20 protein-coding genes are annotated in these 22,231 nt (G+C 64.8%); 6 read left to right on the top strand and 14 right to left on the bottom strand.

The window, feature by feature from the left end:
* Nucleotide 1 precedes the first annotated feature (1 nt).
* From ybeY to murJ, 11 genes are all read right to left on the bottom strand, one after another.
* Complete coding sequence (gene ybeY, locus JQ616_RS25880) at nt 2–499, bottom strand: rRNA maturation RNase YbeY (protein ID WP_212019443.1); 498 nt, start codon at nt 497–499, stop codon at nt 2–4.
* Between the two features lie 68 nt (nt 500–567).
* Nucleotides 568–1,638 (bottom strand): PhoH family protein, encoded by a 1,071-nt coding sequence (locus JQ616_RS25875; RefSeq protein WP_433996002.1) that lies wholly within the window; start codon nt 1,636–1,638, stop codon nt 568–570.
* 5 nt (nt 1,639–1,643) lie between these two features.
* The gene (miaB, locus tag JQ616_RS25870) at nt 1,644–3,032 is read right to left on the bottom strand and encodes a tRNA (N6-isopentenyl adenosine(37)-C2)-methylthiotransferase MiaB (protein WP_212019439.1); all 1,389 of its coding nucleotides are present in this window, start codon (nt 3,030–3,032) and stop codon (nt 1,644–1,646) included.
* A 58-nt stretch (nt 3,033–3,090) separates the two neighbouring features.
* Complete coding sequence (locus JQ616_RS25865) at nt 3,091–3,789, bottom strand: HAD family hydrolase (RefSeq protein WP_212019437.1); 699 nt, start codon at nt 3,787–3,789, stop codon at nt 3,091–3,093.
* Between the two features lie 24 nt (nt 3,790–3,813).
* On the bottom strand, nt 3,814–4,266 hold the full coding sequence (locus JQ616_RS25860) for a Fur family transcriptional regulator (protein ID WP_212019435.1): 453 nt from the start codon (nt 4,264–4,266) through the stop codon (nt 3,814–3,816).
* Between the two features lie 54 nt (nt 4,267–4,320).
* A complete protein-coding gene (rimI, locus tag JQ616_RS25855; RefSeq protein WP_212019433.1) occupies nt 4,321–4,806 on the bottom strand; it encodes a ribosomal protein S18-alanine N-acetyltransferase in 486 nt (161 codons plus the stop codon).
* Nucleotides 4,803–5,498 (bottom strand): tRNA (adenosine(37)-N6)-threonylcarbamoyltransferase complex dimerization subunit type 1 TsaB, encoded by a 696-nt coding sequence (gene tsaB / locus JQ616_RS25850; RefSeq protein ID WP_212019431.1) that lies wholly within the window; start codon nt 5,496–5,498, stop codon nt 4,803–4,805. Before tsaB ends, rimI begins: the two co-directional genes overlap by 4 nt.
* Nucleotides 5,499–5,573: 75 nt before the next feature.
* Complete coding sequence (locus JQ616_RS25845; protein WP_212019428.1) at nt 5,574–6,143, bottom strand: NifU family protein; 570 nt, start codon at nt 6,141–6,143, stop codon at nt 5,574–5,576.
* Between the two features lie 145 nt (nt 6,144–6,288).
* Nucleotides 6,289–6,783, bottom strand: coding sequence for a universal stress protein (locus JQ616_RS25840; RefSeq protein ID WP_024584584.1), 495 nt, complete (start codon nt 6,781–6,783; stop codon nt 6,289–6,291).
* Between the two features lie 140 nt (nt 6,784–6,923).
* Nucleotides 6,924–7,976: a tryptophan--tRNA ligase gene (gene trpS, locus JQ616_RS25835; protein ID WP_212019426.1), complete on the bottom strand. Its 1,053-nt coding sequence runs from the start codon at nt 7,974–7,976 to the stop codon at nt 6,924–6,926.
* Between the two features lie 65 nt (nt 7,977–8,041).
* A complete protein-coding gene (gene murJ, locus JQ616_RS25830; protein WP_212019424.1) occupies nt 8,042–9,577 on the bottom strand; it encodes a murein biosynthesis integral membrane protein MurJ in 1,536 nt (511 codons plus the stop codon).
* A gap of 240 nt (nt 9,578–9,817) precedes the next feature.
* Between murJ and JQ616_RS25825 the strand changes: the two genes are divergently transcribed.
* A complete protein-coding gene (locus tag JQ616_RS25825; protein WP_212019422.1) occupies nt 9,818–10,819 on the top strand; it encodes an adenosine kinase in 1,002 nt (333 codons plus the stop codon).
* A 162-nt stretch (nt 10,820–10,981) separates the two neighbouring features.
* Here the strand turns inward: JQ616_RS25825 and JQ616_RS25820 are convergent, their stop codons facing one another.
* Together JQ616_RS25820 and JQ616_RS25815 are read right to left on the bottom strand one after the other, a co-directional pair.
* A complete protein-coding gene (locus tag JQ616_RS25820; protein WP_249137276.1) occupies nt 10,982–12,682 on the bottom strand; it encodes an AMP-binding protein in 1,701 nt (566 codons plus the stop codon).
* A 147-nt stretch (nt 12,683–12,829) separates the two neighbouring features.
* Nucleotides 12,830–14,023, bottom strand: coding sequence for a serine hydrolase domain-containing protein (locus tag JQ616_RS25815; RefSeq protein WP_212019420.1), 1,194 nt, complete (start codon nt 14,021–14,023; stop codon nt 12,830–12,832).
* Nucleotides 14,024–14,373: 350 nt separating this feature from the next.
* Between JQ616_RS25815 and JQ616_RS25810 the strand changes: the two genes are divergently transcribed.
* From JQ616_RS25810 to JQ616_RS25800, 3 genes are all read left to right on the top strand, one after another.
* The gene (locus JQ616_RS25810) at nt 14,374–14,697 is read left to right on the top strand and encodes a hypothetical protein (RefSeq protein ID WP_212019418.1); all 324 of its coding nucleotides are present in this window, start codon (nt 14,374–14,376) and stop codon (nt 14,695–14,697) included.
* 151 nt (nt 14,698–14,848) lie between these two features.
* A complete protein-coding gene (locus JQ616_RS25805; RefSeq protein WP_212019416.1) occupies nt 14,849–16,345 on the top strand; it encodes an NAD-dependent succinate-semialdehyde dehydrogenase in 1,497 nt (498 codons plus the stop codon).
* A gap of 675 nt (nt 16,346–17,020) precedes the next feature.
* Nucleotides 17,021–19,015: a TonB-dependent receptor gene (locus JQ616_RS25800; protein ID WP_212019414.1), complete on the top strand. Its 1,995-nt coding sequence runs from the start codon at nt 17,021–17,023 to the stop codon at nt 19,013–19,015.
* A gap of 42 nt (nt 19,016–19,057) precedes the next feature.
* On the opposite strand, the gene JQ616_RS25795 is transcribed toward JQ616_RS25800, so the two are convergent.
* On the bottom strand, nt 19,058–19,957 hold the full coding sequence (locus JQ616_RS25795; RefSeq protein ID WP_212019412.1) for an amino acid ABC transporter substrate-binding protein: 900 nt from the start codon (nt 19,955–19,957) through the stop codon (nt 19,058–19,060).
* 203 nt (nt 19,958–20,160) lie between these two features.
* On the opposite strand from JQ616_RS25795, the gene JQ616_RS25790 reads away from it, so the two are divergent.
* Together JQ616_RS25790 and JQ616_RS25785 are read left to right on the top strand one after the other, a co-directional pair.
* Complete coding sequence (locus tag JQ616_RS25790) at nt 20,161–20,799, top strand: GntR family transcriptional regulator (RefSeq protein ID WP_349630047.1); 639 nt, start codon at nt 20,161–20,163, stop codon at nt 20,797–20,799.
* 56 nt (nt 20,800–20,855) lie between these two features.
* Nucleotides 20,856–22,226, top strand: a complete 1,371-nt coding sequence (locus JQ616_RS25785) for an NAD(P)/FAD-dependent oxidoreductase (RefSeq protein WP_212019408.1) — start codon at nt 20,856–20,858, stop codon at nt 22,224–22,226.
* The last annotated feature ends 5 nt before the right edge of the window (nt 22,227–22,231 follow it).

Genomic DNA, 22,231 nt, shown 5'->3' with positions numbered 1-22,231 from the left:
GTCAGGCGGTCCGATCCGCATAGGGGTCGGGAATGCCGAGGGAGGACAGGATCTCGCGCTCGAGCGCCTCCATGTCCTCGGCATCGTCGTCGTTCTCGTGGTCGTAACCGATCAGATGCAGGAAGCCATGCACCGCGAGATGGCTCAAATGATGGTCGAACGGTTTCTGTTCCTCATCGGCTTCCCGCCGTGTCGTCTCATAGGCGATCGCGATATCGCCGAGCATGCGCGGGGCATCGTCGGGGCCGACGGCGCCTTCCGGCTGCAGCGCGGGAAACGACAGCACGTTGGTCGGCTTGTCGATGCTGCGCCAGTTGGCGTTCAGGGTGCGGATGCCGGAATCGTCGGTCAGCATCACCGCAAGCTCGGCGCCGGCGACATCGGCGTCGGCGATTTCGGAGGCAGCCTCGATGGCGCGGTGAATCACCGCGTCGGCATGGGGCTCGGCCTGCCAGCATTCGGCGGTGACGAGAACCTCGGTTGCAGGAAAAGCAGACACTTTCGTTTCAAAATCTGCGTTATGGCCGGACCCCGCATCGCGCGGGCTCGCGGCCGAAGCTATTGGGCTCAAGATCTGGCGTTTGCCGGCTTTTGCGGCAATCCCTCATAGGCGGCCACGATGCGCGCCACCAATTCATGGCGGATGACGTCCTCGGCCTTGAAATGCACCTGCGCGATGCCTTCGACGCCGTCGAGCAGCTTCACGGCTTCCGTGAGCCCCGAGGCCTGGCCATGCGGCAGGTCGACCTGCGACGGGTCTCCGGTGACGATCATCCGGCTGTTCTCGCCGAGACGCGTCAGGAACATCTTCATCTGCATCGTCGTGGTATTCTGCGCCTCGTCGAGGATGATGGCGGCGTTGGTCAAGGTGCGTCCGCGCATGAAGGCGAGCGGCGCGATCTCGATCTCGTTGCCTTGCAGCGCGCGCTCGACGACGCGGGCGTCCATCAGGTCGTACAGCGCGTCATAGATCGGGCGCAGATACGGATCGACCTTCTCCTTGAGGTCGCCGGGCAGGAAGCCGAGCCGTTCGCCGGCCTCGACCGCGGGCCGCGTCAGGATGATGCGATCGACTTCCTTGCGCTCGAACAGCTGCGCCGCATGGGCGACCGCGAGCCAGGTCTTGCCGGTACCGGCCGGACCGATGCCGAACACCAGCTCGTGCCGCTTCAGCGCGCGGATGTAGGAATCCTGCGCCGCGGTGCGGGCGCGCACCGGGCGCTTGCGCAGATTGATCGTTTCGAACGTGGTCTTGGCGGTCTTGTTGTCGAATTCGAACAGCGAACCCTGCGCGATCACGGCGCGGATCGCGCCTTCGACTTCGCCCTGATCGAGGTCTTGCCCTTCGACGGCCTGCGCATAGAGTGTTTCGAGCACGCGCCGCGCCGCGTCGCAGCCGTCGCGGGAGCCCGCGATGGTGAGATGATTGCCGCGGGAATCGACCACGACACCAAGCCGCCGCTCGATCAGCGCCAGATTCTGTCCGTAGGGGCCGACCAGCGCGGATGCGGCACGGTTGTCGTCGAAATCGATGACGACCTGAGTTTCAGGAGGCCGGGTCTCAGGTGGCATTTGCATGTCGCGGTCAGGTTTGCGGCTGGGAGCAAGCGAAGACGAATCCGATGCGCTTTTTGGCAAGGATTTCAGGCTCCAATGGTCTGCGAAATGAGGCGCGGCGCTGCCGGCGTCGCAAGCTCGCCGATCAGGCTGTAGCGCTCGAGGCTGTCGATCCGCACGGAGCGGACCTGGCCGATAATGTCAGGCGATGCCATCACATGGGCAGGCTGCAGATAGGCGGTGCGGCCGACGATCTGGCCCGGATTGCGCGCGGCGCGCTCGAACAGCACATCGACCGTTGTGCCAATCGCAGCCCGGTTGAAGGCCGATTGCTGGCTGTCGATCAGTTCCTGAAGCCGCCCCAAGCGCTCGTCCATCTCGGCTGCTGACACCGTCTCCCGCATCTCCGCCGCCGGCGTACCTGGCCGTGGCGAATACTTGAACGAATATGCCGCAGCGTACCCGATTTGCATGACAAGCGCGAGAGTAGCGGAAAATTCTTCCTCGCTCTCCCCCGGGAAGCCCACGATAAAATCTGATGAAAAAGCAATATCTTGCCGCGCAGCACGGAATCGGTCGATGACGCGCCGGTAGTCATCGGCGGTATGCTTGCGGTTCATGGCGGCAAGGATCCGGTCTGACCCCGACTGCACCGGCAGGTGGACGAACGGCATCAGTCCGGGCAGATCGCGATGCGCCGCGATCAGATCGTCATCCACATCGCGCGGATGGCTGGTGGAATAACGCAGCCGGATAACGCCGGGAATTTCGGCAAGCCGCTGCAACAATTTGCCGAGCGACCAGATGCGGCCGTCGGGGCCTTCGCCGTGATAGGCGTTGACGTTCTGTCCGATCAGCGTGAATTCGCGCACGCCGTTGTCGGCGAGCTGCTTCACATCATCGATGATTTTCGCAACCGGACGCGACACTTCCGCGCCGCGCGTATAGGGCACCACGCAGAAGGTGCAGAACTTGTCGCAACCTTCCTGCACGGTGACGAAGGCGGAGATGCCGCGGGCGCGGATCGCATCCGGCTTCGGCTGCGGCAGGAAGCCGAACTTGTCTTCGACCGGGAATTCCGTTTCCAGTGCGCGGCCGTTTTCCTTGGCGCGCTTCAACAACTCCGGCAGATGATGGTAGCTCTGCGGCCCGACCACGATGTCGACGGTCGGCGCCCGCTGGATGATCTCGGCGCCCTCGGCCTGCGCGACGCAGCCGGCGACCGCGATCTTCATCTCGCGGCCCGCCCGCGCGGCCTCATCCTTGGCGGCCCGGAGCCGGCCGAGTTCGGAATAGACCTTCTCCGATGCCTTCTCGCGGATGTGGCAGGTGTTGAGGATCACGAGGTCGGCGTCTTCGGCGCTCGCGGTCTCGACAAAGCCCTCGCCGGCCAGCGTGTCGACCATGCGTTGCGCATCGTAGACATTCATCTGGCAGCCATAGGACTTGATGTGCAGCTTGCGCGGCGTCGTCATGGAACCCTGGGTACGAAAAGGAAACGGCGCCATCAGGGCGCCGAGGCTCAAATATAGCCTAAACCGCCGAAAATCCAGCGATCGAGCCGTGTTTTTGGCCCGCTTGGGCGATCAAATCGGGCAATTGGCGCATATCGGCGAAGGTAATGGCCGCGCCGGCCTGGCGCAGCATGTCCTCGTGTTCCGCCGTGCAATGGCTGCCGCCGTAGAAGCCGAGCACGGTCATCCCGGCGGCGCGGGCGCCGGTGACGCCGGCCACGCTGTCCTCGATCACGACGCAGCGCGAAGGGCTCGCGCCCATCTGTTCGGCCGCGAACAGGAAGAGATCGGGCGCCGGCTTGCCGCGCTTGACCTGGGTGGCGGAGAAAATATGCGGCGCGAGCTGGTCGTAGAGCCCGGCACAGGTCAGGCCGTGATGGATCTTTTCCGGTGTGCCGCTGGAGGCCACGCATTTCGGCAAGCCGAGTGCGGCGATGGCGTCGCCGACATGCGCGATGGCGTTGAGATCGTCTTTATAGAAGCTCAGCGTCGCGTGCTTGACCTCGGCCTCGAACGTGTCGGGCAGTGCGCGGCCGATCTCGCTCTCCACGATCCGTCGCGCCTCGCGGTCGGACACGCCGAGGAAGCGCTTCAGCACACCGTCGGGTGTGATCGGAAAACCGTGCCGCGTCAGCGTGTCCGCATGCGCGCGACAGGAGATCACCTCGCTGTCGACAAGCACGCCGTCGCAATCGAAAATGACGAGTTCGAAACTCATGGTGTGGCGAGACGTGGCACGTGCCTACGACTTGCTGTCGTCGTCGAGTGGGACGCAGTACAGCTCGAGACGGTGATCGACCAGCTTGTAGCCGAGCTTGCGCGCGATCTCGGCCTGCAGCTTCTCGATCTCCTCGGAGGTGAATTCGATCACCTTGCCGTCGCGCAGATTGATCAGATGGTCGTGATGGCTCTCGGGCATCTGCTCGTAGCGCGCGCGGCCCTCGCGGAAGTCGTGGCGCTCGATGATCCCAGCATCCTCGAACAGCTTGACGGTGCGGTAGACGGTCGAGATCGAGATCTTGTCGTCGACCGCGACGCAGCGGCGGTACAGCTCCTCGACGTCGGGATGATCCATGGCCTCCGCGAGCACCCGCGCGATCACGCGGCGCTGTTCGGTCATGCGCATGCCGGTCGCGGCGCAGCGCGCCTCGATGCCGGTATTCTTTTGCGCAGGCGTGATTTTCACCGTCGTCATGGGTCAAGAGCCTTGAGGGACAGAGCAGGGCGCTGTTCTGCCATCGCGGCGATGTTACGACAAGTCGCGCCGCATCAGAAGCGCGTTCAAATGTTCCCCACCGGGCTGCTTGTAGTAGCGTTCGCGGCGGCCGATCACGCCGAATCCGGCCCTTTCATACAGCCGTCGCGCCGGTTGATTGTTCTCTTCCACCTCGAGGAAGATGGTGCGGATGCCGCGGCCGGCAAGGTGGCCAAGATGGGTCAAGAGCAGGTCGCGCGACAGGCCGCGCCCGCGCTGATTGGAATCGATCGCAATCGACAGGATTTCGGCTTCGTCCGCGGCCATTCGCGAGACGGCAAAGCCGATCACCCTGCGGCCCTGGCGCAGCCGGTGCACCAGCGTGTTGCGCTCGGTCAGCATCGCCTCGAATTCGCCCTCGCCCCAGCCGCGATGAAACGACGCGCCGTGCAATTGCGCGAGCCGCGCCGCATCGCGCAGCGATGCCGGCTCGATCGCGGGCGCAGCGCCGCCCCACCATCGTGACAGAAATTCGATCATGTCGACGGCGGCGCGCTGATGACGAGGCGATCCTTCGGCGGCTTGGCGTCGGGCGCGCGCAGATAGAATGGCCGCGGCGGCGCGCTCTCGGGATCGATGGCCGCGCCGACCCAGGCGACCCAGGTAATGTCAGGCGCGGGCTGCCTGTCGACCTTGACCGGCGGTGCGGCATCGGCGGGCCAGCGTTCGGCGAGGATGTTGGCGGCGTTGCCGACCAGATGCAGCGCGCCGAATTGAGAGGCTTCGAGCGCCTCCGCGATCGGCGCCACCTTCGGCTTGAGCATCAAGCTGCCGTCGCCGCCGACCAGCTGGAAATAGACGTGGTCGTGCCGCGCATCGATCGCCGACAGGACGGCATGTTCGCGATTCTCGGCGACCACGGGCGCGGCGTAGGCGGCGAGCGTCGATAGTCCAACCACCGGCTTCGCCGCGGACAGCGCCAAGCCGCGCGCCGCCGAGAGGCCGACGCGGAGACCTGTGAAACTGCCGGGGCCGGTGGTGACGGCGATGCGATCGAGCCCGGCAAAGCCGATGCCGCTCTCTTTCATCACCCGAGCGATCAGCGGCATCAGCGCCTCGGCATGGCCGCGCTGCATCGCCATCGATTCAATGGCGATGGTATTGCCCGAGGTGGTGTCGAGCACCGCCGCGGAGCAGGCGTCGAGAGCCGTATCGATGGCGAGAATCATCATGGGAGGGCGAACAGTGAATAGGGAGCAGCGAACAGTAGATCAAAGCGCCATTCGCACTTCACCATTCGCCTCCCATTACATCGGCCGGACTTCCTGCACGTCGGGGACGAAGTGCCGGAGCAGGTTCTGGATGCCGTGTTGCAGGGTTGCGGTCGATGACGGGCAGCCGGCGCAGGAGCCCTTCATGTTGAGATAGACGATGCCGTCCTTGAAGCCGCGGAAGGTGATGTCGCCGCCGTCATTGGCGACCGCCGGGCGCACCCGGGTCTCGATCAGATCCTTGATCTGCTCGACCGTCTCGGCGTCGGCCTCGTCGAAGAACTCGTCTTCCTCGTCGCGCGCATCATCGCTGCCGGCGGTGCCGTCGGCGAGCAGCGGCGCGCCCGACATGTAGTGCTCCATGATCGCGCCGAGGATCGCGGGCTTGAGGTGCTGCCAGTCGCCGTCTGCTTTGGTCACGGTGATGAAGTCGGCGCCGTAGAACACGCCGGTGACGCCGGATACGGCGAACAGCCGTTCGGCGAGCGGCGAGCGGGCGGCGGATTCGGCCGAGGAGAATTCCATGGTGCCGGTGTCGAGCACCAGGCGGCCCGGAATGAATTTCAGGGTGGCGGGATTCGGTGTGGCTTCGGTCTGAATGAACATTTGCTGTCTCCGGCGTCGCCGGTTCAAGGCCGGCGCGTTGGGTTCCCCCATCAAATGGCAACTAAAAAGCCCGCGATCAAGCCGCAAAACCGCGGTTCCAGGCCGTTACCCATGCCCGGAAGCGGGTTCGGGGCCGAATAACCGCTTAAGACAGGGCGTCGATCTCGGCATCGGTCAGGCCGCCCGGCACGATGGTCACCGGGATCGGGAACGCGCCCATGGTCTTGGCCATGGTGGTGATGATCGGCCCGGGCCCCTCGGCGCCCGGATTGGCGGCCAGCACCAGCATCGCAATGTCGACGTCCTTGTCGATCACGTCGAGGATCTGCTCGGTCGGGTCGCCCTCGCGAATCACCCGCTCCGGGGTGATCGCGGCAATCCCGTTGGCGCGGCCGGCGGCGCGGTCGAGCGCCTCATTGGCGGCTTCCTCGGCCTCCGCCCGCATGATGTCGGCGACCCCCAGCCACTGCTGGTTCTGGTCCTCGGTCTCGATCACCCGCAGCATCAAAACGCCGCCGCCGACCCGGATCGCCCACCGGCTGGCGTAATAGACCGCGCGGTCCCATTCCGCGGTGTCGTCAACGATGACGAGGCATTTCGGCTTGTGACCTGTCTCGTAGCTGCGTCGCTGGGTGGTCATGCATGTCCCGGTGCTGAACCAACAAGCATGATCCGGAAAAGTGTGCAGCGGCGTTCCGAAAAGATCATGCTCAAACGAGACCCATGCTGCCATACTCCCTCCCCGTTGGGGAGAGGGAGCGCGCAGGTCTGCCGGTGGTATCAGCGCGGGCAGATGAAGCCGACGATGTCCTTGGTCATGCGCATGGTCTCGTCGGCGATGACCCGCGCACGATCGGCGCCGTCGGCCAGGATCGCGTCGACATGACCGGGATCGGCAACCAGCCGCTTCATCTCACCGGCGATCGGCGCCAGTTTCGCAACGCACAGCTCGACCAGCGCGTTCTTGAAGCTGGAGAACTGCCCGCCACCGAACTGGTTGAGCACCTCCTGCTTGGAGATGTCGGCGAGCGCCGCGTAGATGCCGACCAGATTGTCGGCTTCGGGGCGGGGCTCCAGGCCTTTCTCCTCCGACGGCAGCGGCTCCGGATCGGTCTTCGCCTTGCGAATCTTCTGCGCGATGGTCTCGGCGTCGTCGGTGAGGTTGATGCGCGAATTGTCTGACGCATCCGACTTCGACATCTTCTTGGTGCCGTCGCGCAGGCTCATCACCCGCGTCGCCGGGCCCGTGATGAACGGCTCCGGCTGCGGAAAATAGAGGCCTTCATTGAAGCCGTGGGCGCGGATCGAATCGCCGAAGTCGTTGTTGAACTTCTGCGCGATGTCGCGCGACAGCTCCAGATGCTGCTTCTGGTCCTCGCCGACCGGCACGTGGGTGGCGCGGTACAGCAGGATGTCGGCCGCCATCAGCACTGGATAGTCGTAGAGACCGACCGAGGCGTTCTCGCGGTCCTTGCCCGCCTTCTCCTTGAACTGGGTCATCCGGCTGAGCCAGCCGACGCGGGCCACGCAGTTGAAGATCCAGGTCAGCTCGGCATGGCCGGCAACCTGGCTCTGATTGAACACGATGTGTTTCCTTGGATCGATGCCGGCGGCGATGAAGGCCGCGGTCACCTCGCGGGTGTTGCGCGCGAGCTCGGCTGGGCCGCCCCAGACGTCGACGCCCTGCGTGATCGCGTGCATGTCGACGACGCAATAGATGCAGTTATGGGTCTGCTGCATCTTCACGAAGTTGACGATGGCGCCGAGGTAGTTGCCGAGGTGCAAATTGCCCGTCGGCTGGACGCCTGAGAAAACCCGTTCAACGAACGCCATGGTCTAATTCCCGGAAATGGCCGCTTTTGCGGGCTCGTTTGCCACTTAAGCCCCGCGTGCGCAAGTCAGGCGGCGCGTCTTTGCCTGACGGCGTTAACCGCCTCGCGCCAGCCGGTGACGCCGAAAAGCTGCAACAGGAGCCCGTAACCGGCGATGCCGGCCGCGATCAGCACGAGCAGGGAGGCCGCCTGCACCAAACCGTGTGCTGCCGTGGGGAGGGCGCCCTCTGCGAGCCAGAGCAGGGCTCCCATCGCGAGCGCCGCAGCCAGGATGCGGGGCAGCCGGCGGCGCGCGTCGGGATCGATCGAAAAGCCGAAGGTCGCGGCGCCCTTGCGGATCAGCGCCAGCGCATTGCTCCAGGCGCCGAGCGCAATGCCGGCGGCAATGCCACTGGCGCCGAAGATATGGCCGAGCAGGAAGGCCGCCGCGATCGCCACCACGATGGCCTTCAGCGTCGCCAACAGCGGCGTCATCGTGTCCTCGCGCGCAAAGAATGCCGGCGACAGCGCCTTCACCAGCACATGCGCCGGTAGCGCCAGCGTCAGCCAGATCAGGGCCTGCGCGGTGGCCGCGGAATCCTCCGCGGTGAACGCGCCGTGCTCGAACAGCATCCGCACGATCGGCCCGCTCAGCACCATCAGGCCGAGCGTGGCCGGTAGCGCCAGCCCGACCGCGAGCTCAAGCCCGCGCGATTCCGCATGCGCGATTGCGATGTGTTCGCCGCTGCGCACCGCGCGCGTCATCTCCGGGATCAGCACGGTGCCCATCGCGACACCGACGATGCCGAGCGGCAGCTCGAGCAGGCGGTTGGCGAAATAGAGCCAGGACACCGCCGACGGCGAGGTCGATGCGATCACCGCGCCCGCCACCATCAGCCATTGTGGCGCGCTGCTCGCGACCATGCCGGGGACCGCGCGGCCGAGAAAGCCGCGCATCTCGGGATCGAAGGAGATGCGCAGCGGCGCCGCGAGTTTTGCGCCGCGCAGCGCCAGCATCGACAGTTGCAGGAAGCCGGCGACGCCGATCGTCGCCGCCATCACCAGCGCGGCCTGCACCGGCTCCTGTTGCCGCGCCAGCAGCACGGCCATCACCGCGATCAGCGCGATGTTGAACAGCAGCGGCGAGAACGCGGTCAACGTGAAGCGTCCCTGCGCGTTGAGCAGCGCCATCATCACGGTGACCGGACCGGCGAAGGCCAGATACGGCAGCATCAGTCTTGCGTTGTCGACGGCGAGTTGCAGTGTCTCGCGGCCGACGAAGCCCGGCGCGATTGCGGCGATCACCAGCGGCATCGCGAAGCCGATCACGAGCGCGGCCGCGATCACGGCGGCACTGACGGTGCCGAGCACGCGGCCGGCAAACGCCCGCGCCGCCGCTTCGCCATCGCCGTCGCGAACCCTGAGCCAGGCCGGCACCAGGGCCGCATTCAGCCCGCCCTCGGACAAGAGCCGTCGTACAACATTCACAAGCTGGAATGCCGCCAGAAAAGCATCCGCCACCGGTCCGGCGCCAAGCAGCGCCGCGATCACGGAATCGCGCACGAAACCGAGGAGTCGCGAGGCCAGCGTTCCCGAGGAGACGGTGAGGAAGGAGCGGAACATCGGGTCTGTATAGCAGTAGCGTGCCTTGCTGCCAGCGCCCGCTCTACTAAACCCGTCATCCTGAGGTGCGAGCGCAGCGAGCCTCGAAGGATGAATCGGCCATAGTCGGGGCCGTATATCCTTCGAGACGCGCGTTCCGCGCTCCTCAGGATGACGGAACGTAGAGCTTCCCTTGCTGCCCCAAGGCCTAACGTGATAGGTCGCGGCTCTTGTTGGGTGGCGTTAACACAGGGCAGGTCTATGGCTGACGCAAAATATGACGTTCTCGGGATCGGAAACGCGATCTTCGACATGCTGGTGCAGACCGACGAGGGATTCCTCGGCCGTCACGGCATGACCAAGGGCTCGATGCAGCTGATCGACGAGGCGCGTGCCAGCGCGATCTATAGCGACATGGGCGTGGCGACCAAGGTGTCGGGCGGCTCGGCCGCGAACACCATCGTCGGCGTCGGCAATCTCGGCGCCCGTGCCGCCTATGTCGGCAAGGTCAAGGACGACCAGATCGGCAAGCTTTACGTCCACGACATCCGCGCCGCCGGCGTGAGCTTCGACACCGCACCGGCCAAGGCCGGCCCGGCCACCGGCTGCTGCTACATCCTGGTGACGCCGGACGGCGAGCGCACCATGAACACCTATCTCGGCGCCGCGCAGGACCTGACCCCCGACGATATCGATCCGGCCCAGATCGCCGCCGCCAGCATCATCTATCTCGAGGGCTATCTCTGGGATCCGAAGAACGCCAAGGACGCCTTCGTGAAGGCGGCCACGATCGCGCACGGCGCGGGCCGCCAGGTCGCGCTGACGCTGTCGGACTCGTTCTGCGTCGATCGCTACCGCGACGAATTCCTCGATCTGATGCGCAAGGGCATTGTCGACCTCGTGTTCGCCAACGAGTCCGAGCTGCACTCGCTGTACCAGACCTCCGATTTCGACACCGCGCTGAAGCAGTACGGCAAGGACACCAAGCTCGGCGTCGTCACCCGCAGCGAGAAAGGCTGCGTCGTGATCTCGGGGAATGACGTCACATCGGCGCCGGCCTCGCCGATCGACAAGCTGGTCGACACCACCGGCGCCGGCGATTTGTTCGCCGCCGGCTTCCTGGTCGGCCTGGTGCGCAATGTCGGCCACGAGAATGCCGGCCGCCTCGGCGCGCTCGCTGCCGCCGAAGTGATCCAGCACATCGGCGCCCGGCCGCTGGTGTCGCTGAAGGATCTGGCGAAGCAAAAGGGGCTGTTGGTTTAAGGCTCTTCCTGCCTCGCCCCGCTTGCGGGGAGAGGCCGGATCGCATCGCCAGATGCGATCCGGGTGAGGGGGAGTCTCCGCGTACTCAGCTCAATCTTTTTTGCGGAGGCAGCCCCTCACCCCAACCCTCTCCCCGTGAAGGACGGGGAGAGGGGGGAAGCATCACGCCGTCTTCGCCGCCTTCAATCCCAGCCGCTTCTCCACCGCGTCGCGCATCACGAACTTCTGGATTTTCCCTGTCACCGTCATCGGGAATTCGTCGACGAACTCGACATAGCGCGGGATCTTGTTGTGGGCGATCTGGCCCTGGCAGAACGCGCGCACCTCGTCTGCGGTCAGCGTCTCGCCCTGCCTGACCCTGACCCAGGCGCACAGCTCTTCGCCATAACGGCTGTCGGCAACGCCGAAGATCTGGACGTCCTGGATCTTCGGATGACGATAGAGGAATTCCTCGATCTCGCGGGGATACAGGTTCTCGCCGCCGCGGATCACCATGTCCTTGATGCGGCCGACGATGTTGCAATAGCCTCCGTCGTCGATCACGGCGAGATCGCCGGTGTGCATCCAGCCATTGGCGTCGAGCACGTCTGATGTCTTTTCCTTCTCGTCCCAATAGCCGAGCATGATGCTGTAGCCGCGGGTGCAGAGCTCGCCGCGTTCGCCGCGCGGCACCACCTTGCCGTCGAGATCGACCACCTTGACCTCGACATGCGGATGGATGCGGCCGACGGTGGAGACACGGCGCTCCAGCGGATCGTCGGTCGCGCTCTGGAAGCTCACCGGACTGGTCTCAGTCATGCCGTAGGCGATCGTCACCTCGCGCATGTTCATCTCGGTGTTGACGCGCTTCATCACCTCGATCGGGCAGGGCGCGCCGGCCATGATGCCGGTGCGCAGCGACGACAGGTCGAAGCGGGAAAATTCCGGATGGTCGAGCTCGGCGATGAACATGGTCGGCACGCCATACAGCGTCGTGCATTTCTCCTGCGCGACCGTGGTCAGCGTCGCCAAGGGATCAAAACCCTCGCCGGGATAGACCATCGTGGTGCCGAGCGTGACCGAAGCGAGGTTGCCCATCACCATGCCGAAGCAGTGATAGAGCGGCACCGGAATGCAGATGCGGTCCTGCTCGGTCAGGCGCATTGCGCGGCCAGTGAAATAGCCGTTGTTGAGGATGTTGTGATGGGTCAGCGTCACGCCCTTGGGCGAGCCGGTGGTGCCGCTGGTGAATTGAATATTGACGGGATCGTCGAATTGCAGGCTGTCGCCGAGCGCCGCAAGCTGCTCGCGGTGGCGCTCGCCGCCCATCTGCGCGACCTGCTCGAATGGTATCGTGCCCGGCGCTGCCGGTCCGCCGATCTGGATCACGGCGCGCAATTGCGGTAGCCGCGCCGATCGCAATTGGCCGGGCTCCGAACTCGCAAGCTCCGGTAGCAGCGTGTTGATCATCTCCATATAGGCCGAGGTCTTGAACGCGGTCGCGGTCACGATCGCGGCGCAGCCGACCTTGCGCAGCGCGAATTCGAGCTCGCTCAGGCGATACGCCGGGTTGATGGTGACGAGGATCAGTCCGGCTTTTGCGGCGGCGAATTGCGTCAGCGTCCATTCCGGCCGGTTCAGCGACCAGATGCCGATCCGCTCGCCGCGTTGCAGCCCGAGTGCGAGGAAGCCTGCTGCCACCGCCTCGACCCGCTCGGCGAAATCGTTCCAGGTCCAGCGCACATTGTGGCTGGGCGACACCAGCGCCTCGCGGTCGCCCCAGCGCGCGCGTGCGCAGTCGAGGCTGCGGCCGATGGTTTCGCCGAGCAGCGGCGTATCGGAAATGCCGCAGACATAGCTGTCTGCCTCAGGTGTGGGTGCCAAGATCGTCCTCCTCGTGGTCGTGTTCGTGTCGTCGCACTTTTTTGCGCGATCTTAGTCGTTTGGCGCCGATCGGACAGGCCCGACCTATGGCGGGTATGAAAAATCCCTCCCCGTGAGGGGAGGGATTTTCCTTGCTTGACTGGAACCTTACGCCGCCCGCTGTCCGCTGCCGGCGTCGAGCCCGGCATAGATGCCCTTCTCGAAGCCCGCGAAGGCTTCCAGGCTGTGCTTGTCGGCGAACGGCAGCAGCTGGGTCAGGATCACGCCGCAGACGTCGCGCGCCGGATCGATCCAGTAATAGGTGTTGGCGAGGCCCGCCCAGGCGAGGCTGCCGGCGCTGCGGCCTTCCGGCGTCTTGGCGGTGTTGATCAGGAAGCTCAGTCCCCACTTCTTGACGATGTCGGGATAGAGATCGACGTCGTTGGTGTACATCGGTGCTGCCGTCGGCATCTTCTCGACGGTGAGCTCGCCGATGTGGTTCTGCCCCATCGTCGCGACGGTCTCGGCCTTCAGCACCTGGTTGCCGTTGCCTTTGCCCTTGTTGAGGATCATCTGGCAGAACTTGAGGTAGTCGGCCGCGGTCGAATACAGGCCGCCGCCACCCATGTGGAATTCAGGGTTCTGCTCGAGCTCGAACGGGATCGCGGCCAGCGTGCCGTCCTCGCCGCGCGCATGCATGCCGACCAGCCGCTTGCGCATGTTGTCGGAGATCTTGAAGGCGGTGTCGCTCATGCCGAGCGGCGCGAACATGTTGTCGCGCAGATAGGCATCGAGCTTCTTGCCGGATGCGGCTTCCACCGCCTTGCCGACGAAATCGATATTGGTGCCGTATTCCCAGCGCGTGCCGGGGTCGGTCATAATCGGCGTCTTCAGCGCGGCATTGAGGCAGGTGATGATGCCGGGCGTGCCGGTCTTTTCCAGATATTTGCCGAGGTTGACGTCCCACATGTCGTAGGCGAAGCCGGCGGTGTGGGTCATCAGCTGGCGCAGCGTGATCGGCTTTTTCGCCGGGCGCAGTTGCGGCTCGCCCTTGGCGTCGAAGCCGTCGAGCACCTTGACCGCGGCGAGATCGGGCAACAGCTTGCCGATCGGCTCATCGAGCGACAGCTTGCCCTGCTCGACCAGCTGCATTGCGCCGGCTGACGTCACCGCTTTTGTCATCGAGGCGATCCAGAACACGCTGTCCGCCGTCATCGGATCGCTCTTGGAGAGATCGCGCTTGCCGAACGCGCCTTCATAGATCACGTCCTTGCCGGTGGCCGCGACCGCGACCACGCCGGGAATCTCCTTTGCCTCGCTCTTCTGCCGCAATACCTGATCGATCTGAGCCTTGCTCTGCATTGGGGGCGTCCTCCGGTGGGGTTTATTGTTTTGAAGTGGGCGGGATCATCCTCCCGCTTGTCCGCTCCCGCAAGGCGCCCGCGCGGAGATGATGTGTCGCGATGTCGTGAAGGCGGGCAGCGCAGGAATGGCCTGGCCCAGCGGGTGTTCACCACGCGCGCAGATTTTGCGGTGGACTCCGCGCAAGCCCGGATGACCCCGGAGGGTGGCCACGGTAACGTGATCGGCAGATTGATTTTCGTACCTGTTTTTTTGCATTAACGCATTCAGATCGCTGCACAAAAGGTGCGGCGAATTAGGCTGGATTTGACGAAAAGATTCGTCATTTCGCGCCTTGCGGGGACGCAGCAATGATTTCGACATGGAGTGAATGGAAGCGCTATCCGCGGCCGGGCCGCGGCGAGAATATCGAGGCGCCGATCAGCCCAGGTCTCTACGAAGTCCGCTACGCGGGTACCGGCGCGCTGCACTCGTTCGAGGCAGTCGACAATGTCGCCCAGGCCCTGGCGCTGCTGCAGACCGGCACCAAGTCCTGGTTCGGCCGCCGCGATGCGCGGGCGCAGGCCGACCTCGAATACCGGACCTGCGCGACCTCGACCAAGGCGGATGCCAAGGCAGCGGCCGAGCGCATGATCGGCCGTCGTGAAGCCTACATGTCGGGCGGGGCGGTCTGAGCGCGGACGCGCGCCGGCGCATGAAGAAAGTTCGTTCGCCAGCCCTCAGTATTGCTTGAAGCAGGGTCGCGTCCGCCGCCGGTGCATCGCGGCGGCTTTCCGCTTATATAGGCGGCGAATACCCTCCCAAAGAAATTCCAGGAGTAACGCCATGACCCCGCCCGTTGCCGCACGCGCTACGCAATCCGCAGCATCGTCCCTCGAAAGCCGCCTGAAGGACCCGTCGCTGCTGCGCGACCGCAGCTATATCGATGGCGCCTGGGTCGGCACGCCCGAATTCGCCGTCAACAATCCGGCGACCGGCGTGGAGCTGATCAAGATCGCGCAGCTGGGCGCCGATGATGCAACCAGGGCCGTCGAGGCCGCGCAGCGCGCGTTTCCGGCCTGGGCAAAGCTGACCGCCAAGCAGCGTTCCAACATCCTGCGCAAATGGTTCGATCTGATCATCGCCAATCGCGAGGACCTCGCGCTGATCCTGACCTCCGAGCAGGGCAAGCCGCTGGCGGAAGCGCTCGGCGAGGTCGATATCGGCGCCGCCTATGTCGAGTTCTTCGCGGAAGAGGCGCGCCGCGTCTATGGCGAGACGATCCCCACTCAGCGTCCGGATGCGCGCCTGCTCGCGATCCGGCAGCCGATCGGCGTCTGCGGCGCCATCACGCCGTGGAATTTCCCGAACTCGATGATCACCCGCAAAGTATCGCCGGCACTGGCCGCCGGCTGCACCGTGGTGCTGAAGCCCGCCAACGAGACGCCACTGTCCGCGCTCGCGCTGGCAGTGCTGGCCGAAAAGGCCGGCGTGCCGAAGGGCGTGCTCAACATCATCACGGGCGATGCGCCGCCGATCGGCCAGGTGCTGTGCGAGCATCCGGCGGTGCGGTTCGTCGGCTTCACGGGTTCGACCAATGTCGGCAAGATCCTCTATCGGCAAGCATCGGTCGGCGTGAAGAAGCTCGGCCTCGAGCTCGGCGGCAACGCGCCCTTCGTGGTGTTCGACGATGCCGACATCGACGCCGCGGTCGAAGGCGCTATCGTCTCCAAGTACCGGAACATGGGCCAGACCTGCGTCTGCGCCAACCGCCTCTATGCGCAGGATAAGATCTACGATCAGTTCGTGCAGAAGCTCTCGAAGAAGGTCGCCGAGATGAAGATCGGCGACGGCACCGAGCAAGGCGTGACCCAGGGACCGCTGATCAACATGAAGGCGATCGAAAAGGTCGAGCGGCACATTGCCGACGCCGTGAAGGGCGGCGCCAAGATCGTGACCGGCGGCAAGCGCTCGGCGCTTGGTCGCAGCTTCTTCGAGCCGACCGTGCTGTCGGATGTGCGGCCGGATGCGCTGGTGGCTCAGGAGGAAACCTTCGGCCCGCTCGCGCCGGTGATCCGCTTCAAGGACGAGGCCGACGTGATCGCGATGTGCAACGCCTCGCCATTCGGCCTCGCCTCCTACTTCTATTCGCGCGACATCGGCCGCGTCTGGCGTGTCGCCGAAGCGCTGGAGTCGGGCATGGTCGGCGTCAACTCCGGCCTGATCACGACCGAGGTCGCGCCGTTCGGCGGCGTCAAGGAATCCGGCCTCGGCCGCGAAGGCTCGCGTCACGGCATGGATGAGTATGTCGAGATCAAATACGTGATGATGGCCGGCGTCTGATCGCCGTTGCCGCGGATCCCTTCGCCCTGATGGGCGAGGGGACGCAAGCCGGCGAATCTGCTGGCCGTTCTTTTTTGATCAGCGCTCTGCGACAATTCACCGCGACCGCGTACGTATCTCTCCGATCGCGATGGCGATCGCATCAAGAATCTCTCTAAACTTGAAGTTGGCTGCCGAAATCAAGCTGCGTAGGCGCAGCGCCGGCGAACGAACAGCAAAAGCGCTGAGTCTCGCGCATCGATGTCGCCTCGCGCGACTGACTTCATCCCCATTCCCTTAGATGCGTTCTAGTTGGCGTCACGGCGCGTGATGCTTATGCCCCGGTGGTCGCGCTCGAACTTCTCTCGATGTTCGAGACGAAACCAAGAAAAAGACTCCGGGGACTTTATGCTCGTCACCTCAAACGTTCCGTGCGCAGTCCGACTCGCGTGCGCGTCGCTGCTCCTGACTGCGGTTCCTTCGCTCGCGCAATCGCCGGAACAGCAACCTGCAAGCAGCGCGGCGCCGTTGCCGCCGGTCGTCGTCGCCGCGCCACAGCATCGCGCCACGGCGACTCGGAGGCCGTCATCGTCGCGCTCGGTGCGCTCGTCGGCGTCACAGCAGGCGAACAGGCGTGAGCACGTACAAACATCCGCAGCCACGCCGACGGCCGGCGCGCTGCGGGCGGCGTTGCCGGTGCCCTATATTGGTGGACAGGTTGCGCGGGGCGGGCAACTCGGTCTGCTCGGCAACAAGGACTATATGGACACGCCGTACAGCCTGACGAGCTACACGGAGAAGACGATCCGCGATCAGCAGGCGACCAGCGTTGCCGAAGTGCTGACGAACTCCGACCCGTCGGTACGGGCAGCGATCGGCAGCAGCAATCGTTATGATGCGTTGACCATCCGTGGCTTCCGGGTCGAGAACAGCGAAATCGCGCTGAACGGACTCTACGGCCTCGTTCCGGCCTATCGTGTCAACCCGGCTCCGATCGAGCGCATCGAGCTGCTCAAGGGGCCGGCCGCCTTCCTCAACGGCATGGCCCCGCAAGGCAGCATCGGCGGCACCGTCAATGTCGTAACCAAGCGCGCGTCGGAAGACATCACCCGCCTGACCGCCGGCTACATTTCGGATGGACGCTTTGGAACGGAGCTCGACCTCGCCCGCCGCTATGGCGAGCAGAAGGAGTGGGGCGTGCGTTTCAATGGCGGGATCGATGGCGGCAACACCTCCATCGATCGGCAGGCCACCCGCAATGGCGTGGGCTCGCTCGGCGTCGATTATCATGGCGAACGCTTTCGCTGGTCCGCGGACATCATCTCGCAGGACGACTGGATGAAGGCGGCGCAGCGCGGCTACACGCCGATGCCTGGCATCGCCATGCCGAGCGCTCCCGATCCGCGCATCAACCTCGCGCAGCCATTCGACTATGCGCGCTCGCAGAGCCTGACCGGCCTGACCCGGGCCGAATACGATCTCAGCAACAACGTCACCGTGTTCGGCGCTGTTGGCGCCAACCAATTCCGCTACGACAAGCGGGAAGATCCGGGCGCGACGCTTCTCAACACGGCGGGCGATGCCCTGGGCGCGTCGCGATTCCAGACCGGCAAGTCGGAGGGCATCTCGGGTGAAGCGGGCGTCCGCGCGCGTTTCGACACCGGCCCTGTCGGTCACGAGGTCGTGGTCAGCGGCAGCGCGCAAGACCGCACGGATTGGCTTGGTCAGACCAACTACGCGACCTACCTCACCAACATCTACACGCCGGTAGTGCTCGCGACCCCCGGCGCGCCGGTGTCGACCTTTGCCGAAGGCAAGTCCGGCTTCCTCGGGCTCCGCAGCGTTGGCGTTGCCGACACCATCACGACCATGGGCGGCATGCTGCAAGTGATCGTGGGCGCGCGCCAGCAACAGGTGATCGCGAACAGCTTCAGTCCGGTCAGTGGCCTGGAAACGACCCACTACGACGACAGCGCGACGTCGCCTTCGATTGCGCTGGTGGTGAGGCCGATCAAGCAGCTCTCGCTTTATGCCAACTACATCGAGGGCCTGACGCCTGGACCGACGCCGCCCTCCGGCGCGGTGAACACCAATGCGGTGTTCGCGCCGTTCAAGACGCGGCAAGCCGAGGTCGGCACAAAGCTCGATCTCGGCGGCTTCGGTGCGAGCCTCGCCGCGTTCCAGATCAGCCAACCGAGCGGTGTGATCGATCCCATCACCAAGATCTACAGCCTCGACGGCCAGCAGAGGAATCGTGGCATCGAGCTCAATACCTTTGGCGAGGTCGCGCCCGGCGTCCGTGTGCTTGGCGGCGTGACCTGGCTGGATGCCCGGCTCACTCAAACGCAAGGCCATCTCTACGACGGCAATCGCGCGATCGGCGCGCCCAACTTGCAGGGCAATCTCGGCGTCGAATGGGATACGCCCTTCGTGCCCGGCCTCACCGCGACGGCGCGCGCCATCTACACCAGCCGGGCCTATGTCAGTGCCGACAACACCCAAAGCGTCCCATCCTGGACGACCTTCGATATCGGTGCGCGCTACGCGACGAACCTCGCGGGGCGTCCGACCACGTTCCGGGCGTCGCTGACCAATCTGTTCGATAAGCATTACTGGATCGGCAATCCGACCGGTTATGTCATCAGCGGCATGCCGCGGACGCTGTGGCTTTCCATGACGGTCGATTTCTAGGGGAAGCGCCGAGAGCTCCGCCGCCGGCCGGGCGATTGTCGGTCACACGCCCTTGTCGTTCGGATTGGCGACGGCGTCCTTCAACGGCGCCGTCATCGGGAAATTCAGGTTCACGTTCTTCGGCGGAATCGGCTGCGTGAACCATTTGGCGTAGAGCTGCTGGAATTCGCCGCTCTTCATCATGGCGCCCAGCGTGTTGTCGACCAGCGCCTTGAACTCCGGATCGCCCTTGCGGATGATCAGCCCGTAGGGCTCGGTGCGCAGGCTGTCGTCGATGATGCGCCAGTCGGCCGGGTTGCGACTGCCGGCAATCAGGCTCGCCAGCAAGATATCGTCCATCACGAAGGCTTCGCTGCGCCCGGTGGTCAGCGCGAGGAACGACGCGGCATGGTCCGCGGTCAGGATGTTCTTGGTCTGAAAGTTCTTCTCCTGGGCACGCGCGCTCAACAGGCCGATCGAGGTCGAGCCCGAGGTCAGCGAGACCGGCCGGCCGCCGAGATCCTCGAAGGTCTTGATCGGCGCATCCCTCTGCACGACAGCGCGGATGCTCGACACGAAGATCGTGTTGCTGAAGGCGACGACCTTCTGCCGCTCCAGCGTGTTGGTGGCGGGACCGCAGACGATGTCGATGGTGCCGTTCTCGATCAGCGGAATTTGGGTCGAGAGCTGGATCGGTTGCAGCCTGATCTGCAGCGCCGGCAGCTTGAGCTCGCTTTTCACCGCATCGACGATCCGCCCACAAAGGTCCATCGCGAAGCCGACCGGCTTCTGGTTGTCGTCGAGATAGGAGAATGGGACCGAGACGTCGCGGTGCCCGAGCCGGATCTCGCCGGTGTCGCGGATCTTGGCCAGCGTGCCGCTGGGTGATTGGGCCTGTGCCGGGGCGGATGTCGCGGCTGCAAGAAATGCAAAAAAGATCAATGGCTTGGCGGCTTGATTCATCAATTTGCTCGTGAGCAGGTACCAGATTGGATATGATCGATCTCGATTTTATACACAGGATTGCATATTCGGCCAATCGATTTTATACAATCTAGGTTAGATCGGATATCTGAGCCCGACCCATCATCGAGAGAACCCGGATGGAACCTGCAGCCGCCCCAAGCCCCAGAGGAGCCGGACCTCACGGGTCCGCGCCGGACGCCGTGCGCGAGGCCTTGCGGGCCGCGATCAGCTCGGGCGAGCTCGCGCCCGGATTGCAGCTCCGTCAGGACGAGCTCGCCGCGCGGTTTGGCACCAGCCGTATCCCGGTGCGCGAGGCGCTGCGCCAGCTTGAGGCCGAGGGCTTTGTCACCTTCCTGCCCAACCGCGGCGCCGTCGTCTCCGACCTGTCGATCGACGAGGTGATCGAGCTGCTCGAGATCCGGATCGCGCTCGAATGTCACGCGTTGCGATTGGCGATCCCCGCGATGGGCGAGGTCGATCTCGAGGCGGCAACGAAAATCCTCCACGCCTACGACGCCGAGCCTGATCCGGCGCGATGGGGCGCCTTCAACTGGAAATTCCACGCCACGCTCTACGCGCCGTGCAATCGCCCGCGCCTGCTCGCGATGATCCAGGCGAATTACGGTCATGTCGGCCGCTTCACCCGGGCGCTGGTGTCGCAGGCGACCGGCAAGGAGCGTCCGCAGCGCGAACACTACCGGCTGCTCGAATTCTGCCGTGACGGCGAGGTCAAGAAAGCCGTCCGCCTGCTGCGCGATCACATCGAGGAGACGCAGAAGACGCTGCGCTCGGCGCAGCGTCAGGCGTTGCGCGATGCAGGCCCTGAACGGCCGGCCTGATCGCTCAGCCATATGAAACATCGCAGGCTCCGCCGCGAGCCTATGGGAGACCACGCGTGAAGACCAACGATGTCGAAATCCTGGTGATCGGTGCGGGCATCGTCGGCATCGCCACGGCCTATTACCTCGCCGTCCAGCACAAGCGTTCGCGGCTGTTGATCGTCGATGAAGGCCAGCCGATGGCCTTGACCTCGGCGCAGTCGGGCGAGAACTACCGCAATTGGTGGCCGCATCCGACGATGGCCGATTTCACCAACCACTCGACCGACCTGATGGAAGAAATCGCGCGCCGCAGCGACAACCGCATCCACATGACGCGGCGCGGCTATCTCCTGGTCACGCGCGAGGCAAAGCCCGAGGAATTGTTGCAGCAGCTCCACGCCGGCTATGGCGCGCAGGCGGCGAAGCTGATCCGCTTGCATGAGGGGACGAGCCGCGGCTATGTGCCGCCTCACTCGGCGGACTGGCAGACCGCGCCAGATGGTGTCGATGTGCTGCTCGGTCGTGATCTGATCCAGGCCCATTACCCGACCTTCGACAGGGACGTCGCGACCGCGCTGCATATCCGCCGGGCAGGCGACATCAGTGGCCAGCAGCTCGGCCAGTACATGCTGGAGACCATGCGTCCGCTGGGCGCGCAATTCAAGCAGGCTAAAGTGGTCGGCATCGCAAGGGCCGATCGCTTCACCGTTGCGGTGCTCGCCGATGGCGTGCGGCAAACCATCAAGGCCGACATCATCGTCAATGCCGCGGGCCCATTCGCGGCGCATGTCGCGGCGATGCATGACGAATCGCTTCCGATCGTTAACGTCCTGCAGCAGAAGATCGCGTTCGCCGATCGCAACCGCGCGGTCGATCGAAAGATGCCGTTCGCGATCGATCTCGACGGCCAGACGCTGGCGTGGTCTGAGGACGAGCGCGAGGCGCTGTCGGCGGCGCCGGAATTTGCGCAGCTGCTGGCGCCGATGCCGGGCAGCATCCATTGCCGGCCGGATGGCGGCGATCACGGCGAGTGGATCAAGCTGGGTTGGGCCTTCAACGCCGAGCAGACCACGGCGCCGGTCCGCGAGCCCGAGCTGAATCCTTATTTCCCCGAGGTGGTGCTGCGTGCCGCGAGCCGGCTGCAGCCACGCCTTGCGCAATATCTCGGCGTGCTGCCGCGCGACCGCGTGCATTACGGCGGCTACTATCCGATGACGAAGGAGAACTGGCCGCTGATTGGTGCAGCTAAGACCCCGGGCGTGTTCCTCGCAACGGCGCTCTCCGGCTACGGCACGATGGGCGCCTGCGCCACCGGCGATCTCTGCGCCCGCGCCGTGGTCGGCGCGTCGGCACCCGAATTCGCCCGTAGCCTGTCGCTCGCGCGCTATGATGACAAGGCGCTGATGGGCGAGCTTGCAGCGAGCGAGAGCCGGGGATTGCTGTAGCTCAC

This window comes from Bradyrhizobium tropiciagri, assembly GCF_018130545.1.
In the GTDB taxonomy this organism is placed as follows: Bacteria; Pseudomonadota; Alphaproteobacteria; order Rhizobiales; family Xanthobacteraceae; genus Bradyrhizobium; species Bradyrhizobium tropiciagri_A.
This window is presented reverse-complemented; position numbering and strand designations above follow the sequence as displayed.